At 72.9% G+C, this 13,678-nt stretch carries 12 protein-coding genes and 5 tRNA genes; 12 read left to right on the top strand and 5 right to left on the bottom strand.

Features of this window, described 5'->3' with window-relative positions; all coding sequences use genetic code 11:
* The first annotated feature begins 232 nt into the window (after positions 1-232).
* From HNQ79_RS17885 to HNQ79_RS17870, 4 genes are all read left to right on the top strand, one after another.
* On the top strand, positions 233-670 hold the full coding sequence (locus HNQ79_RS17885) for a hypothetical protein (protein WP_185032222.1): 438 nt from the start codon (positions 233-235) through the stop codon (positions 668-670).
* 61 nt (positions 671-731) lie between these two features.
* Positions 732-1,559: a DsbA family protein gene (locus HNQ79_RS17880; protein WP_185032220.1), complete on the top strand. Its 828-nt coding sequence runs from the start codon at positions 732-734 to the stop codon at positions 1,557-1,559.
* Entirely contained in the window at positions 1,556-2,413 is an 858-nt protein-coding gene (locus HNQ79_RS17875; protein WP_185032218.1) for a cytochrome c biogenesis CcdA family protein, read from the top strand. Before HNQ79_RS17880 ends, HNQ79_RS17875 begins: the two co-directional genes overlap by 4 nt.
* A gap of 62 nt (positions 2,414-2,475) precedes the next feature.
* On the top strand, positions 2,476-3,054 hold the full coding sequence (locus HNQ79_RS17870) for a Uma2 family endonuclease (protein WP_229923244.1): 579 nt from the start codon (positions 2,476-2,478) through the stop codon (positions 3,052-3,054).
* A gap of 74 nt (positions 3,055-3,128) precedes the next feature.
* Here the strand turns inward: HNQ79_RS17870 and HNQ79_RS17865 are convergent.
* The 4 genes from HNQ79_RS17865 to HNQ79_RS17850 all read right to left on the bottom strand — a co-directional run bounded on the left by HNQ79_RS17865 (position 3,129) and on the right by HNQ79_RS17850 (position 5,024).
* Positions 3,129-3,205: transfer RNA gene (locus HNQ79_RS17865), tRNA-Phe, on the bottom strand.
* Between the two features lie 20 nt (positions 3,206-3,225).
* Positions 3,226-3,300: transfer RNA gene (locus HNQ79_RS17860), tRNA-Asp, on the bottom strand.
* 46 nt (positions 3,301-3,346) lie between these two features.
* A tRNA-Glu gene (locus HNQ79_RS17855) sits at positions 3,347-3,419 on the bottom strand.
* Positions 3,420-3,500: 81 nt separating this feature from the next.
* A complete protein-coding gene (locus HNQ79_RS17850) occupies positions 3,501-5,024 on the bottom strand; it encodes a metallophosphoesterase family protein (protein ID WP_185032216.1) in 1,524 nt (507 codons plus the stop codon).
* A 148-nt stretch (positions 5,025-5,172) separates the two neighbouring features.
* Here HNQ79_RS17850 and HNQ79_RS17845 point away from each other — a divergent pair, with 148 nt between their 5' ends.
* The 5 genes from HNQ79_RS17845 to HNQ79_RS17825 all read left to right on the top strand — a co-directional run bounded on the left by HNQ79_RS17845 (position 5,173) and on the right by HNQ79_RS17825 (position 9,805).
* The gene (locus tag HNQ79_RS17845) at positions 5,173-5,523 is read left to right on the top strand and encodes a metallopeptidase family protein (RefSeq protein WP_185032214.1); all 351 of its coding nucleotides are present in this window, start codon (positions 5,173-5,175) and stop codon (positions 5,521-5,523) included.
* The gene (locus tag HNQ79_RS17840; protein ID WP_185032212.1) at positions 5,520-5,999 is read left to right on the top strand and encodes a FluC/FEX family fluoride channel; all 480 of its coding nucleotides are present in this window, start codon (positions 5,520-5,522) and stop codon (positions 5,997-5,999) included. The genes HNQ79_RS17845 and HNQ79_RS17840 overlap by 4 nt, the downstream gene beginning before the upstream one ends.
* Positions 5,996-6,370 (top strand): fluoride efflux transporter CrcB, encoded by a 375-nt coding sequence (crcB, locus tag HNQ79_RS17835; protein WP_185032210.1) that lies wholly within the window; start codon positions 5,996-5,998, stop codon positions 6,368-6,370. Before HNQ79_RS17840 ends, crcB begins: the two co-directional genes overlap by 4 nt.
* 250 nt (positions 6,371-6,620) lie before the next feature.
* Positions 6,621-7,229 carry a hypothetical protein gene (locus HNQ79_RS17830; protein WP_185032208.1) on the top strand — a complete coding sequence of 203 codons (609 nt, stop codon included), beginning with the start codon at positions 6,621-6,623 and terminating at the stop codon, positions 7,227-7,229.
* Between the two features lie 194 nt (positions 7,230-7,423).
* Positions 7,424-9,805 (top strand): DEAD/DEAH box helicase, encoded by a 2,382-nt coding sequence (locus tag HNQ79_RS17825; protein ID WP_185032206.1) that lies wholly within the window; start codon positions 7,424-7,426, stop codon positions 9,803-9,805.
* Between the two features lie 578 nt (positions 9,806-10,383).
* On the opposite strand, the gene HNQ79_RS17820 is transcribed toward HNQ79_RS17825, so the two are convergent.
* On the bottom strand, positions 10,384-10,602 hold the full coding sequence (locus tag HNQ79_RS17820; protein ID WP_185032204.1) for a hypothetical protein: 219 nt from the start codon (positions 10,600-10,602) through the stop codon (positions 10,384-10,386).
* A gap of 338 nt (positions 10,603-10,940) precedes the next feature.
* Between HNQ79_RS17820 and HNQ79_RS17815 the strand changes: the two genes are divergently transcribed.
* The 3 genes from HNQ79_RS17815 (at position 10,941) to HNQ79_RS17805 (ending at position 13,626) form a co-directional block, all read left to right on the top strand.
* Positions 10,941-12,986, top strand: a complete 2,046-nt coding sequence (locus HNQ79_RS17815; RefSeq protein ID WP_185032201.1) for an FG-GAP repeat domain-containing protein — start codon at positions 10,941-10,943, stop codon at positions 12,984-12,986.
* Positions 12,987-13,124: 138 nt separating this feature from the next.
* Positions 13,125-13,197 (top strand) — tRNA-Lys (locus HNQ79_RS17810).
* Positions 13,198-13,552: 355 nt separating this feature from the next.
* A tRNA-Met gene (locus HNQ79_RS17805) sits at positions 13,553-13,626 on the top strand.
* Positions 13,627-13,678: the final 52 nt, after the last annotated feature.

Raw genomic sequence — 13,678 nt, 5'->3', positions numbered from 1 at the left:
CCCTCGGGGGCGGCCCCGCCGCCCAAGGAGGCTACGAGGGGGCACGGCGCACGGCCCCGCCGCCCAAGGAGGCTACGAGGGGGTACGGCGCACGGCCCCGCCGCCCAAGGAGGCTACGAGGGGGTACGGCGCACGGCCCCGCCGCCCAAGGAGGCTACGAGGGGGCGCACGGGACGGGGAGCGACCGCAACCCCGCGGTGGCCAGCGGCACGTACCCTCGTGGGCGGGCGGAATGCCGCCCACCGCAACCACTGACCTCCACCGCCCCCGCTCCGGAAAGGCCGCCGTGTCCCTCGCCGCGCACACGCACCGGCGCCGACTGCTGGCCGTCGCCGCCGTCGTGCTCGGCGTGCTCTGCGGGCCGGCGGCAGCACAACACGCCGTGCCCGCTGCGGCAGCGACCCGCACGGTGCCGGTAACGGCGGAGCCCACCGTCTCCGCCCCCGTGCCCGGCTGCCACGACCGAGCCCCCGCGGGCGGCACCGCCGCCCCGGCCGCCCCCGTCAGGCCCTCCACCATGTACGAGCTGCTGCCCGCCCTCTTCGAGGCGCGCGGGGCCGTCGGCGGCTGGGGGCCCGAGCAGGGCCTCGTACCGGATCACGTCAGGCGTGGCCCGCCCTCGGCCGGCCCGCCGACCCCTGTGGACCTCTCCGTACTCCTGCGCGTCTAGGGAGCGGGCTGCGCCCGCGTTCCCGAACTGCCACTCGTACCGCCAGGAGAAGAGCACCCTCATGTCCCACCCCTCGCAGCCCCGAAAGACCCCGCAGTCCCCGAAGACCTCGCGGTCCGGCCAGTCCGGCCCGTCCGCCAAGCGCGGCCGTGGCGTCCTCATCGGCGCCGGTGTCGCCACCGCCGCCGTCCTGCTCGGGCTCGCCTCGTACTCCGCGACGAAGCCCGCGGACCGCGACGACACGCCCGCCGCCGTCGCCACCGGCTCCTCGGCCGCCCCCGATGCGGCCGGGCCGCACAGCGACGGCGCCTACCCGGAGCTGGAGAAGCTCGCCCGCCGTACCGAGGGCGACCCCCTCGCGCAGGGGAGGCCGGACGCGCCCGTCGTGCTCGTGGAGTACGCCGACTTCAAGTGCGGTTACTGCGGCAAGTTCGCCCGCGACACCGAGCCGGAACTGGTGAAGAAGTACGTCGAGAAGGGCGTCCTGCGCATCGAGTGGCGCAACTTCCCGATCTTCGGCGAGGAGTCCGAAGCCGTCGCACGCGCCGCCTGGGCGGCCGGCCGGCAGGGCGAGTTCTGGGGCTTCCACCAGGCAGCGTACGCCGAGGGCGCCAAGGAGAAGGGGTACGGGAAGGACCGGCTGACGGCGCTCGCGAAGGAGGCCGGGGTGAAGGACCTCGACAGGTTCACCGCCGACGCCGACGGCGCGCAGGCCCGTGCCGCCGTGAAGAAGGACCAGGAGGAGGCGTACCGGCTCGGCGCGACCTCCACCCCCTCCTTCCTGGTCAACGGCCGACCGATCTCTGGCGCCCAGCCCGACGAGGTCTTCCACCGGGCCATCGACGCGGCGGCGGACCGGGCCGGGAAGTCCGGAGCGAAGCAGAAGTGACCGCGGACATCGGTTACTTCGCTGCCTTCCTCGGCGGCCTGCTCGCGCTCGTCAGCCCGTGCAGCGCGCTGCTGCTGCCCGCCTTCTTCGCGTACTCGATCGACTCCACGTCCCGCCTGCTGGCCCGTACCGGCATCTTCTACGCGGGCCTGGCGACCACACTCGTCCCGCTGGGGGCGGCCGGTTCGTACGCCGGGCGGTTCTTCTACGGCAACCGGGACCTGCTCGTCACCGTCGCGGGCTGGGTGATCATCGCGCTCGGTGTCGCGCAGATCCTCGGCATGGGCTTCGCCTCGAAGAAGATGGCCGAACTCTCCGGCCGCATCCGTCCCACCACCGCCCTGTCCGTCTACGCCCTCGGCGCGGTCTACGGGCTCGCCGGTTTCTGCGCGGGGCCGATCCTCGGCAGCGTCCTCACCGTGGCCGCCGTCAGTGGCAGCCCGGTCTACGGGGGCCTGCTGCTCGCCGTCTACGCGCTCGGCATGGCCGTCCCGCTCTTCCTCCTCGCCCTGCTCTGGGAGCGTTTCGAGCTGGGCCGCCGCCGTTGGCTCCGCGGCCGCACGCTCGCCCTCGGGCGCTTCGAACTCCACACCACGTCGCTGCTGTCGGGGCTGTTCTTCGTCGCGCTGGGCGTCCTGTTCCTCCGCTTCGACGGCGCGACCGCGCTGCCCGGCCTGCTCGACGTCGACGACTCCTTCGCCGTGGAGCAGTGGGCGAGCGGGCTCGGCGAAGCGGTCCCGGACTGGGTGCTGCTGGCGACGGTGGTGGCCGCGGTGGGGGTGGTGTTCGTAGTGCGAGGGGTGCGTGGCCGGGGCGGTGCGGAGGCCCCGGAGGCGGGCGGCCTGCCCGAATGACCCGTGAGGGACGCCCGCCTCCCGCAGTCGGCCGCGCCCAGACTGGCGGCGGGAGGTGTGTGGTGACCGTCACTGAAGATCGGCCGCAGATGCTGGCCGAGGAGTTCGAGCGCATCGCAGCCGCCGCCGCGCGCGAAGGCGTCCGGTTGGAGTTCATCCACGGCAGGCTGGGAGTGAAGGCAGTGCCGGACGGCGACCACGACGAGATCGTCCGCTGGCTCATGGAGCACTGCATCCAGTACCGGCCCGATCTCTGGCTCTACCCCGAGCGCGGCCTGCGGGTCGATCACTACCGCAATGGTTATGCGAAACCGGACGGCGCCCTCGCCCCCAAGGGCGCCTTCGCGGGCCAGGGCGAGTGGGCAGATCCCGGGCAGGTGCTGATGGTCGCCGAGGTGACCCCGTACGACAGTGACACCGACCGGCGGGACCGCGTGGACAAGCCGCTCGTGTACGCGCGCGCGGGCATCCCCGTCTACCTGCTGATCGACCGGGACACCCGCGAGGTCCTCGTCCACAGCGAACCCGACGGCGGCACTTACGCGAACCTGCTTCGCCGCCCGTTCGGCCGTACCGTCGCGCTGCCCGCCCCCCTCGGCTTCTCGCTGAAGACCGAGCCGCTCAAGGTCTGGGTGCGCTGATCCGGACAGGACATATGGCGGACACGAGAAAGCCCCGGACGGATCCCGTCCGGGGCTTTCACCTGCACTCTCAATGGTGGCTGGGGCCGGGATCGAACCGGCGACCTATCGCTTTTCAGGCGATCGCTCGTACCAACTGAGCTACCCAGCCACTGCGGCCGAAGCCGCAAGCGGTCCTGACGGGATTTGAACCCGCGGCCTCCACCTTGACAGGGTGGCGAGCACTCCAAACTGCTCCACAGGACCATGCAAGTGCGAGACGAGCTGACGCAAGTTTCGCACAGGTGTTGCGTACCCCCAACGGGATTCGAACCCGTGCTACCGCCTTGAAAGGGCGGCGTCCTGGGCCACTAGACGATGAGGGCTAATTGGCCCGCCTTTGCGCTTCGCAGCGCGTCGGGGACGTCAGAAGCATATGGGATGCCGGGTGTGTTCGCCAAAACGGTTTACCGCGAGGGTGGTGCGGAGGGCTCCGCGGGCCGGGCGTCCGGGCTGTTCTCGTCGGGGAGACGGCGGCTGACCTCGGCCGTCGACAGGCCCAGGCCGCCCAGCGTGATCTCGTCCCAGGCCTGGAGGCGGCGGGTGTCCCGGTCCAGGTAGAGCAGGGAGGCGCGGATCTTCTGCGGGTCGTCCTTCTCCACGGCGCGCAGGCCGCCGCCGCCCGTGGAGCCCTCCACCATCAGGCGGGTGCCGCGCTTCATGACCTCCGTCCGGCGCTCGTGGGTGTGGCCCGCGAGGGCGAGCGGAACCTCTCCGTCCGTCTCGGCGGCCGCGACCGGGTTGTGCGCGACCGCGATGTCCACGGGGGTGCCGGCCGCCTTCTGGTCGCGCAGCGCGGCGGCCAGCTGGACACCCGCGACACGCTCGCCGGCGTCGCCCTGCGGTGCGACGGAGCGGTCCGGGGTGAACTGCGGGTCGCCGATGCCCGCCACGCGCAGGCCGTCCGCGACGGTGACGGCGTCGCCGTGGTCGAGGACGTGCACGTTCTTCAGCCGCGACATGTACGCCTGGGTCGCGGCCGAGTCGTGGTTGCCGCGGACCCAGATGTACGGGGCGCCGAGGTCGGGGATCGGGTCGAGGAAGACGTTCTCGGCCGCGCTGCCGTGGTCCATGGTGTCGCCGGAGTCGATGATCGCGTCGATGTCGTACTGCTCGACGAGTGAGCCGATGATGTGCCACGACGCCGGGTTGAGGTGGATGTCCGAGACGTGCAGGACGCGCATCGTGGTGGGCGACGGCTGGTAGGCCGGGAGGGTGGAGGTGGCGTCGTACAGCTTCGTCACGTTGGTGACCAGGCGGGCCAGCTCCTGCTGGTAGACGTCGAATTCGGCCACGATGTTACGGGCGTCACCGACGACGCTGGGGGCCGAGGAGAGCAGGCCGGAGAACTTCGGTTCCAGGACGGACTTGGGGTTCCAGGTCGCGTACGCGGTGATCCCGGACGCCGTCAGGAGTGCCAGCGCGAGGCCTCCGGCGGCGAGCGCGCGACGGGGCCGGCGGTAGACGGCCAGCCCGAGCGCGGTGGCGCCGGCGACGACGGCGACGCAGGAGCGCACCGCCAGGTCGAGGGTGCCGTCCACGACGTCGCCGGTGATCTGCTCCTGCAGACCGGAGATCCGCTCCGGGTGGTTGACCAGGGCGGACGCGCGCTCGGCGTCCAGTTGGTCGACATCCACGTCGAGCCGGATGGGGGCGACGTGGGAATCGAGCTCCAGGGCGCCCAGCGGGGACACGTTGATCTTGGTGCCGCCGTCGAAGGAGGGGCGCAGGGTCATCGTGGTGTCCACCGGGCCGACCGGTGCGCGGACGTCGCCGACGACGAGGAGACCGAGCCAGGCGCCGAACAGGACCACCACGACCAGGCCGAATCCGCGGGCCCAGGGGTGCGGGGCGTGCGCCAGGGTGCTGGTGGGGGCTGAGTGGTGGGAGCGGTAGCGGCGCAGCAGGCGGGCAGACAGGGCTCGGACCATTGGGGGCGTATGCCCGCCGGCGCCGGGGCTCATGCGGGAGCCGCCGGGGCGGAGCGGCTCGCCGCGCGAGGGGGTGCCGCGGAGTACCGGGGCCGGGGAGCTGTGGCGGTGCTGGGCGTACGACGCGGGGTGGCAGCAGAATGGTCGCGTGCTGGAGATGACGCGTGAGGAGTTCGAAGAGCTGGTCGCCGAGGCGCTGGACCGGATACCGCCCGAGCTGACGCGGTTGATGGACAACGTCGCGGTGTTCGTCGAGGACGAGCCGGCGAAGGACGATCCGGAACTGCTGGGTCTTTACGAGGGGACGCCGCTGACCGATCGCGGGGAGTGGTACGCGGGCGTGCTGCCGGACCGGATCACCATCTACCGGGGGCCGACCCTGCGGATGTGCGAGGACCGGGAGGACGTCGTGGCGGAGACGGAGATCACGGTGGTCCATGAGATCGCCCACCATTTCGGGATCGACGACGAGCGGTTGCACGCGCTGGGGTACGGGTGAGCGCACCGCGGGAGGCCCCGGCCGTGCCCGCGCGGTCCGGTCCGGGGGTGTCCTGGGCGGTGCTCGGCGCCGTCTCGGCGGGCGGGGCGCTGGGCGCACTGGCGCGGTACGGGGCGCTGCTGGCGTGGCCCGCGCCCGCGGGGGGTTTCCCGTGGGCGCTGTTCGGGGTCAACGTGCTGGGGTCCGGGCTGATCGGGGCGCTGATGGTGCTGGTCGCCGAGAACGGCCGGGACCGGTGGGCGCCGCCGCTGGCGCGGCCCTTCCTGGGGGTGGGGGTACTGGGCGGCTTCACCTCGTTCTCGACGTACGCGATGGACGTGAGCGGCCTGCTCGCGGGCGGTGAGCCGGTGAAGGCGACGGCGTACGCGCTGGGGACGGTCGGCGGGGCGCTGGGCGGGGTGTGGGCGGCGGCGGCCGTGACGCGGCGGGCGCTCGGCCGCCGGGGCGGCGGGGTGGCCGGAGGGCGGGCGGCGTGAACTGGGTGCTGGTCGTGCTCGGCGGGGCGGTCGGGGCGCCGTTGAGGTATCTGACGGACCGTGCGGTGCAGGCCCGGCACGCGTCCGGGTTCCCGTGGGGTACGTGCGCGGTCAACGCGGCCGGGAGCCTGTTGCTGGGCGTGGTGACCGGAGCGGTCGCGTCGGACGCGGCCTCCTCGTACGCGCACCTCCTCGTCGGGACGGGCCTGTGCGGGGCCCTCACCACGTACTCGACCTTCAGTTACGAGACACTGCGTCTCGCTGAGAGCGGGCAGCGGCTCCTCGCGGCGCTGAACGTGACGGTGTCGGTACTGGCGGCGTTGGGTGCCGTCACTCTCGGCTCGGCTCTCGGGGGCGCGGTCGGCGGGTAGCCGGGGCGGCGTTCCGGGGGGCCGGGCGGTGCCCGACGCGTGGCGGAGCGGTGTGCCGGGCGTGGCGGGGCCGTGGCGGTCGGGCGTCGGCGCGTGTCCCCGGCGGGTCCGCGGGAGTTGAGTGGGCATACCCCGACCCGCCCCACGGCTCCGGGAGTGTCGTGGACCCGGTCGCAGACCCGTGCGCAGCCCCGTGCGCCGTCTGCTCGGAACCGTCACCCTCCCGGGCCGTCATCCCGGAGGTGCGCCCGTGCGCCAGCTGCCCACCCCTGTCCGACTCGCCGCCGCGGCGCTCGCGGTGGCGGCTTCCGCAGGCTGCATGAGCGTGAGTGACAACGGGGGCGATCCCCTGCCGGTGAGGCCCGCCGCCCAGCAGGAACGGGCGGGAGAGGGCGGCGGCGGGTCCGCGGCGGACGGCGGCGGGCAGCGGCGCACGGACGGAAAACCGGTGTCCGGGCCCGCGGCGGGCACGGCGGCCGAGGCGGCCGGGGGCGACTCCACGGTCAGCCCCAGCGCCTCGCCGGGCCCGGAGGCCACCACCCCCTCGAAGGGCGCGTCGGGTCCGGCCGCCACGCCGCCCCCGGGGGCCGGTGGCGGAAAGGCCACGCAGCGGCCCGCACGGCCCGGGGTGCCGAAGCCGTCGACGTCCCGCCCGCCCCAGGAGCCGCCGGTCCCGTCGCCCGAGCCGACCCGCGAGCCCGAGCCGACGCCGACTCCGCCGTCCGAGCCGCCGACGGAGCCCGTGCCGACGACGACCCCGGCGGCGGAGAACCGTGCGGCGGAGGGGACGCAAGCGGCGGTGGAATATCGGCGGGACGCCCCGGTACGGACGGTAAAACCGCAGGTGGGGGCGGCGTAGGGCGGTCGATTTGCCAGGTGTGGGGGAGGGTGCGTATGGTTATAGATCGTTTGATCCCATTGCCCGGCGCCGAAAAAGAAGAGCGCCGTGTGGCGCGTACTCTCCCTTGCCGTGACTGACCGCATCGAGGCGGTTTCACTTGCGATTCACGGAGTTTGGGCGCGTGCCGAGACTCCGAGAGGTTTCGCATCCGCATGTCTGTTTCCAGTTCTGACCGCACCGCCATGCCCACCGAGGCCGCCGAGCAGCAGCTCGACGCCACCACGGTCGAGGCTGCCGAGACGGTCACCGTCGACGTCGAGACCGTCGACACCACCGAGGTCCTTCAGGCCGCCGCCGAGATCGTCGCGTCGGCCCGGACCGAGCCGGCCGCCGACGAGGCACCCGCCGCCGAGCCGGCCGCCGAGGCACCCGCCGACGAGATCGCCGCCGACGACGTCGACGGCGAGCCCGTGCACACCGGTCCCACCTTCAGCGACCTGGGCCTGCCCGAGGGCATCGTCCGCAAGCTCGCCCAGAACGGTGTGACCGCGCCCTTCCCGATCCAGGCCGCGACCATCCCGGACGCCCTGGCCGGCAAGGACATCCTGGGCCGTGGCCGCACCGGCTCCGGCAAGACCCTCTCCTTCGGTCTGCCGACGCTGGCCTCGCTGGCCGGCGGCACCACCGAGAAGAAGAAGCCCCGCGCGATCATCCTCACGCCGACCCGTGAGCTCGCGATGCAGGTGGCCGACGCCCTCCAGCCGTACGGCGACGTGCTCGGCCTGAAGATGAAGGTCGTCTGCGGCGGTACGTCCATGGGCAACCAGATCTACGCCCTGGAGCGCGGTGTCGACGTCCTCGTCGCCACCCCGGGCCGCCTGCGCGACCTGCTGAACCGTGGCGCCGCGTCCCTGGAGAACGTCCAGATCGCCGTCCTCGACGAGGCCGACCAGATGTCGGACCTGGGCTTCCTGCCCGAGGTCACCGAGCTGCTCGACCAGATCCCCGGCGGCGGCCAGCGCATGCTCTTCTCCGCCACGATGGAGAACGAGATCTCCACCCTGGTCAAGCGCTACCTGACGAACCCCGTCACGCACGAGGTCGACAGCGCGCAGGGCAACGTCTCGACCATGACCCACCACGTCCTCGTCGTGAAGCCGAAGGACAAGGCGCCGGTCACGGCCGCGATCGCCGCCCGCAAGGGCCGCACGATCATCTTCGTCCGCACCCAGCTGGGCGCCGACCGCATCGCCGAGCAGCTCCAGGACTCGGGCGTGAAGGCCGACGCGCTGCACGGCGGCATGACGCAGGGCGCCCGTACCCGTGTCCTCGAAGACTTCAAGAAGGGCTACGTCAACGCCCTGGTCGCCACCGACGTCGCCGCCCGCGGCATCCACGTCGACGGCATCGACCTGGTGCTGAACGTGGACCCGGCCGGCGACCACAAGGACTACCTGCACCGCTCGGGCCGTACCGCCCGCGCCGGCAAGTCCGGAGTCGTCGTCTCCCTGTCGCTGCCGCACCAGCGCCGCCAGATCTTCCGGCTGATGGAGGACGCGGGCGTCGACGCCTCGCGTCACATCGTCGGCGGCTCGGGCGCGTTCGACCCGGAGGTCGCCGAGATCACCGGCGCCCGCTCGCTGACCGAGGTCCAGGCCGACTCCGCGACCAACTCGGCCAAGCAGGCCGAGCGTGAGGCCAAGGAGCTGGCCAAGGAGCTGGAGCGCGTCCAGCGCCGGGCGACCGAGCTGCGCGAGGAGGCCGACCGTCTGGTCGCCCGCGCCGCCCGTGAGCGCGGCGAGGACCCCGAGACCGCGATCGCCGAGGCCGCTGCCGCGGCCGAGGCCGAGGCGGCCGAAGAGGCCCAGGCCGCTGCCGCCGCTGCCGCCAAGGCGGCGGAGGAGCAGCGTCAGCGCCGCGACGACCGCGGCAACTTCGAGCGCCGTGACGACCGTGGCGGCTACCGCGGCAACCGTGACGACCGCGGCGGCGACCGTGGTGGTTACCGCGGCGGTGACCGCAACGACCGTCCGTCCGGCGGCTACCGCGGCAACGACCGCAACGACCGTCCGGCCTCCGGCGGTTTCCGCGGCAACGACCGCCCGGCGTCCGGCGGTTTCCGCCGCGACGACCGCGGCGACCGTCCCACCGGTGGTGGCTTCCGCGGCAACGACCGTCGTGACGACCGCGGCGGCGACCGTGGCGGCTTCCGTCGCGACGACCGTCCGTCCGGTGGCTTCCGCGGCGGCGAGCGCAGCGGCAGCGACCGTCCGGCGGCCAGCGGCTACCGCGGTGACCGTCCGGCGTCCGGCGGTTTCCGCCGCGACGACCGCGGTGACCGTCCGGCCTCCGGCGGCTTCCGTCGCGACGACCGCGGCGACCGTCCCACCGGCGGCGGCTTCCGCTCCGGCGGCAGCGACCGTCCGTTCAACCGCGACCGTCGTGACGAGCGTCCCTCGGGCTTCCGTGGCGGCGACCGTCCGTCCACCGGCGGTGGCTTCCGCGGCGGCGACCACCGCGGCAGCTCCACCGGCACCGGCACCGGCTCCTTCGGCCGCCGCGACGACAAGCCGCGCTGGAAGCGCAACGGCTGAGTCGTCGTGAACCCGCAGTAACTCCCTGAAAAGGGCCCGCTCTTCACGAGCGGGCCCTTTTCTCTTTTCACTTCCGGCACATGCGGAATGGCTGCTACTCTCCGGCGACTTGTGTGGGGAGCGGCCGGGGGCCAGGGCCGATCGCCCTCGCCCCGGGCTGCCCGGGGAGGGGTTTCGCTGATGAATCGTCGTACGGGAATCAGATCCGCCGTCGCTGTCGTGGCCGCGCTGGGGACCGCGGTGGGCCTGGTGCCGGTGCTCGGGGGCGCGGCGTACGCGGCTGCCGAACCCGAAGTGGTGCTCGACGCCCAGAACCGCTTCCTGCCCAGGGCGGATCAGCTGATGTCGGTGGGCGCCACGGGCTTCGCCCATCGGATCGAGGGCCGGCTCGGATACGTGTGGACGGACTTCGCGAGCGGTGCGGACCGGGAGGTGAGACCGGTCATCAGCCGTCACTCCGGGATATCCGCCTGGCTCGCCGACCAGACGCTCCCGACGCGGCACGTCCTGCTGCGGGACATGGCCACGGGCAAGGACAGCAGGATCCCGCTGAACAGGGGCGACGCCTGGACGCAGGCCTACACCGCGGACTCCGCGGTGGTGCTGCGCGCGGCCACCGACACCACCCCCAGACAGCTGGTCGTTCTGCGGCTCGTCGACGACAGGATCGAGGAGAAGCCGGTCCAGGACGCGCCGCCGGGCATCGAGTTCGCGGCCGTACGGGTGACGGCGGCTGCCGGGCAGGACGGCCGGGGCGCCGTGCTCACCCTCCGTACGAAGACCGCCCCGTCCCACACGGTGTACCTCCTCGACTACGCGACCGCGAAGCTGCTCCCGCTGCCGGCCGGAGCGAGCACGCCGGACGTCTACACCGTGCTGGGCAAGGACCACCTCGTCTGGCACGACGGCACCACGGGCTTCCACGTGGTGCCGCGCGCGCGGCCGGACGCCCCCGTCGTGTCCCTCCCGGCCGCCGGCTCGTTCCGTTCCTTCGCCCCGGTGGGCGACTGGCTGGTCTTCCACGAGCAGCTCGGCGCGGTGCAGGCCAGGTACAGCCTGGGCAACCCGGTACGGGCCGTGCCGCTGGCCGGCGGGGCGACGGTGGACCTCATCAAGCACGCGCCCAACACCCCCCATGGCGATGGCCCCGGACGGCAGCGCGCTCGCCGTCGGCGGCACCTCGGCCGGGGACTGGGCCGTGCGCCGGATCACCGCCACAGCGGACGGCGCGCCCACGGTGACCCCCGTGAAGGCGCTGCCGCCGGTCCCCGCACGCATCGACCAGCCGGTCCTCGGCGGCGGCCGGCTCGGCTACGCCACCACGGCGGACGCCAACGCGCTCCCCGGCCTCTACGAGCACGACCTGGCGGTCACGGGCGCCCCGACGCCCGGCCTCCGCACGCTGCGGCACCGGCTCGTCGAGGACGCCCCCCAGCTGACCGCCCTCGGCGACGGCCGCACCGCGTACCGGTCGGGGCAGGGGGTCAGCTCGCCCAACGGCGACGGCGGGGTGCGCTGGACCCACACGCCGTCGCCCCTCACCTCCCTCGTCTCCGCCTCCGGCCGCTACGCCGTCGTCAACGCGGAGGACGGCAAGCAGTACGTCACCGACTTCGAGGACTTCAACGGCTCCTCCGAGGTCCTCACCCGCCCTCGGCAGACCGCCGCCGCCCTCTGGGGCAGCACCCTGTGGAAGCCGGCCGCCGCGACGGGCAGCATCGACTCGTACGACCTCAAGACCGGGCGGACGACCCCCGCCGTCAACACCGGCTCCGGCTGCGTACCGAGCGCGCTCCAGGCCGTCGGCCGCTGGCTGTACTGGGAGTGCGCCACCACCAAGGCCGGTGTGTTCGACCTCACCGCGAAGAAGAACATCGCCGCCCCCCTCGGCGGCAAGCTCGGTGACGGCTTCGTCGTCACGAGGACGGCGGACGGCAGACTGAGGCTGACCGACCTCCTGCAGGACGGCGCCACCGCCGACTTCTCCGCGCCGGGAGTCACCGTGGGGAACTGGGCGGTCGACGCGTACGGCGGCCCCGTCGCGTACACGGACCCCGAGCAGCGCATCCACCTCAAGCCGACCGGCATCGCCCGCCAGGCCACCACGGTCGTCGAGTCGGAGGTGGACGGCACGGCCAGAGCGAGCGGCAACACCCCTTGGAACGCACGCTTCCTCCTCTCCCGCCCCGTGACCCGCTGGACCGTCGCCTTCACGGACAACCGGGGCCGCACCGTCGCCACCCGCACCGGCACGGCCAGGGAAGGCGCGCAGATCGCGCCGAGCTGGGACGGCAAGGACGCCAAGGGCGACATCGTCAACGGCGGACGCCACACCTGGACGCTGAGCACCGACGCCGGTGACGGCACCGGCGTACGGAAGACCGCCTCCGGCACCCTCTACCTCTACGGCGCCAAGACCCCCCACCGTGACTACGACGGCGACGGCTACGGCGACGTCATGACCTTCACCACCGGCGGCACCCTGCACACCCACCAGCTCGGCACGAACGGCTCCGACTCCCGCACCCAGTCCGGCGGCTGGCCCACGGCGAGCACCTTCGTCCCGTACGGAGACCTCACCGGCGACCGCTGCAACGACGTCCTGGTGCGAGACGCCACCGGTGCGCTCGACCGCTACGACGGCTCCTGCGCGGGCGCGGTCAAGCCGGCCGGCCCCAGGACCCGGATCGGCACCGGCTACTGGCAGTACAACGCGCTGACCTCCCCCGGCGACCTCACCGGCGACGGCCGCCCCGATCTGATAGCCCGGCACCACACCACCAGTGACGTGTTCCTCTTCGCCGCGAAGGCCGACGGCAGGCTCGCCGCGCCCGTGAAGATCCGGTCGAACTGGAAGGCGTACACGCACCTCGTCGGCGCGGGCGACCTCAACGGCGACGGGCACGGCGACCTCCTGGCCCGCAGCGCGGCCGGCGAACTGTTCCGCTACGACGGCACCGCGGCCGGCCAGTTCAAGGAGCGCGTCCTTCTCTTCACCAAGTGGGGCATCGGCTACAAGGAGATCGCGGGTGTGGGCGACGTCTCCGGCGACGGCCGCCCCGACCTGATCGTCCGCGACACCGCGGGCGGCGTCTTCCGCAACGAGGGCGACGGCAAGGGCGGCTTCGGGGCACGCAGGGCGCTGACGACGGGGTGGCAGGGATACAAGTCCCTGTTCTGACAGGGCCTTCCGACAGACCTTTCGACAGGGGCCGGACCGGGTGCACGCGGGGGCGTGAGCGACATGCTGACCCTCCCGTGTGCGATACCCGATCGGTTGGCGGGGCGGGGGCGGCTATGCTTCTGGGTGTCCTGCCGCGGGCCATTAGCTCAATTGGCAGAGCAGCGGACTTTTAATCCGTTGGTTGTCGGTTCGAGTCCGACATGGCCTACAGGACGCAGCGAGGCTTTGCCGCCTCTGACCTGCGAAGGAGCGCCCCGACCGGTTCATTCCGGTCGGGGCGCTCCTTCTTTTTCCCCTGCGCCACGGGTCAGGCGGTCTGGTGGGCGGGGGCGGGTGGTTGTGGAGGGTCAGTTGGTGCGGGCGGTGATGTCGCCGTGGGAGGTGGTGGTGTGGAGGGTGAGCTCCGGGCCGGTGCCGGTGTGGGGGAGGGCGTTGTGGATGCGGCCGTAGGGGGTGCCGGCGTCAAGGGTGGCCGAGGTGGTGCGGGCGGAGCCGGCGGTGATGCCCCCTGCTGGGGCCTGGTCGAGGGCGCGGTCGGGATGGCGTAGGGTTGTGTTTACCGACGCGGGGTGGAGCAGCTCGGTAGCTCGCTGGGCTCATAACCCAGAGGTCGCAGGTTCAAATCCTGTCCCCGCTACTGAAGAAGTAGTGAAGGCCGGAGGCCCGGAACTCGAAAGAGTCCCGGGCCT

The sequence above is a fragment of the Streptomyces candidus genome (assembly GCF_014207445.1).
Taxonomy (GTDB): domain Bacteria; phylum Actinomycetota; class Actinomycetes; order Streptomycetales; family Streptomycetaceae; genus Streptomyces; species Streptomyces candidus.
Note: the sequence above shows the minus strand (reverse complement) of the source record. Positions and strands in the feature narration are given on the sequence as shown.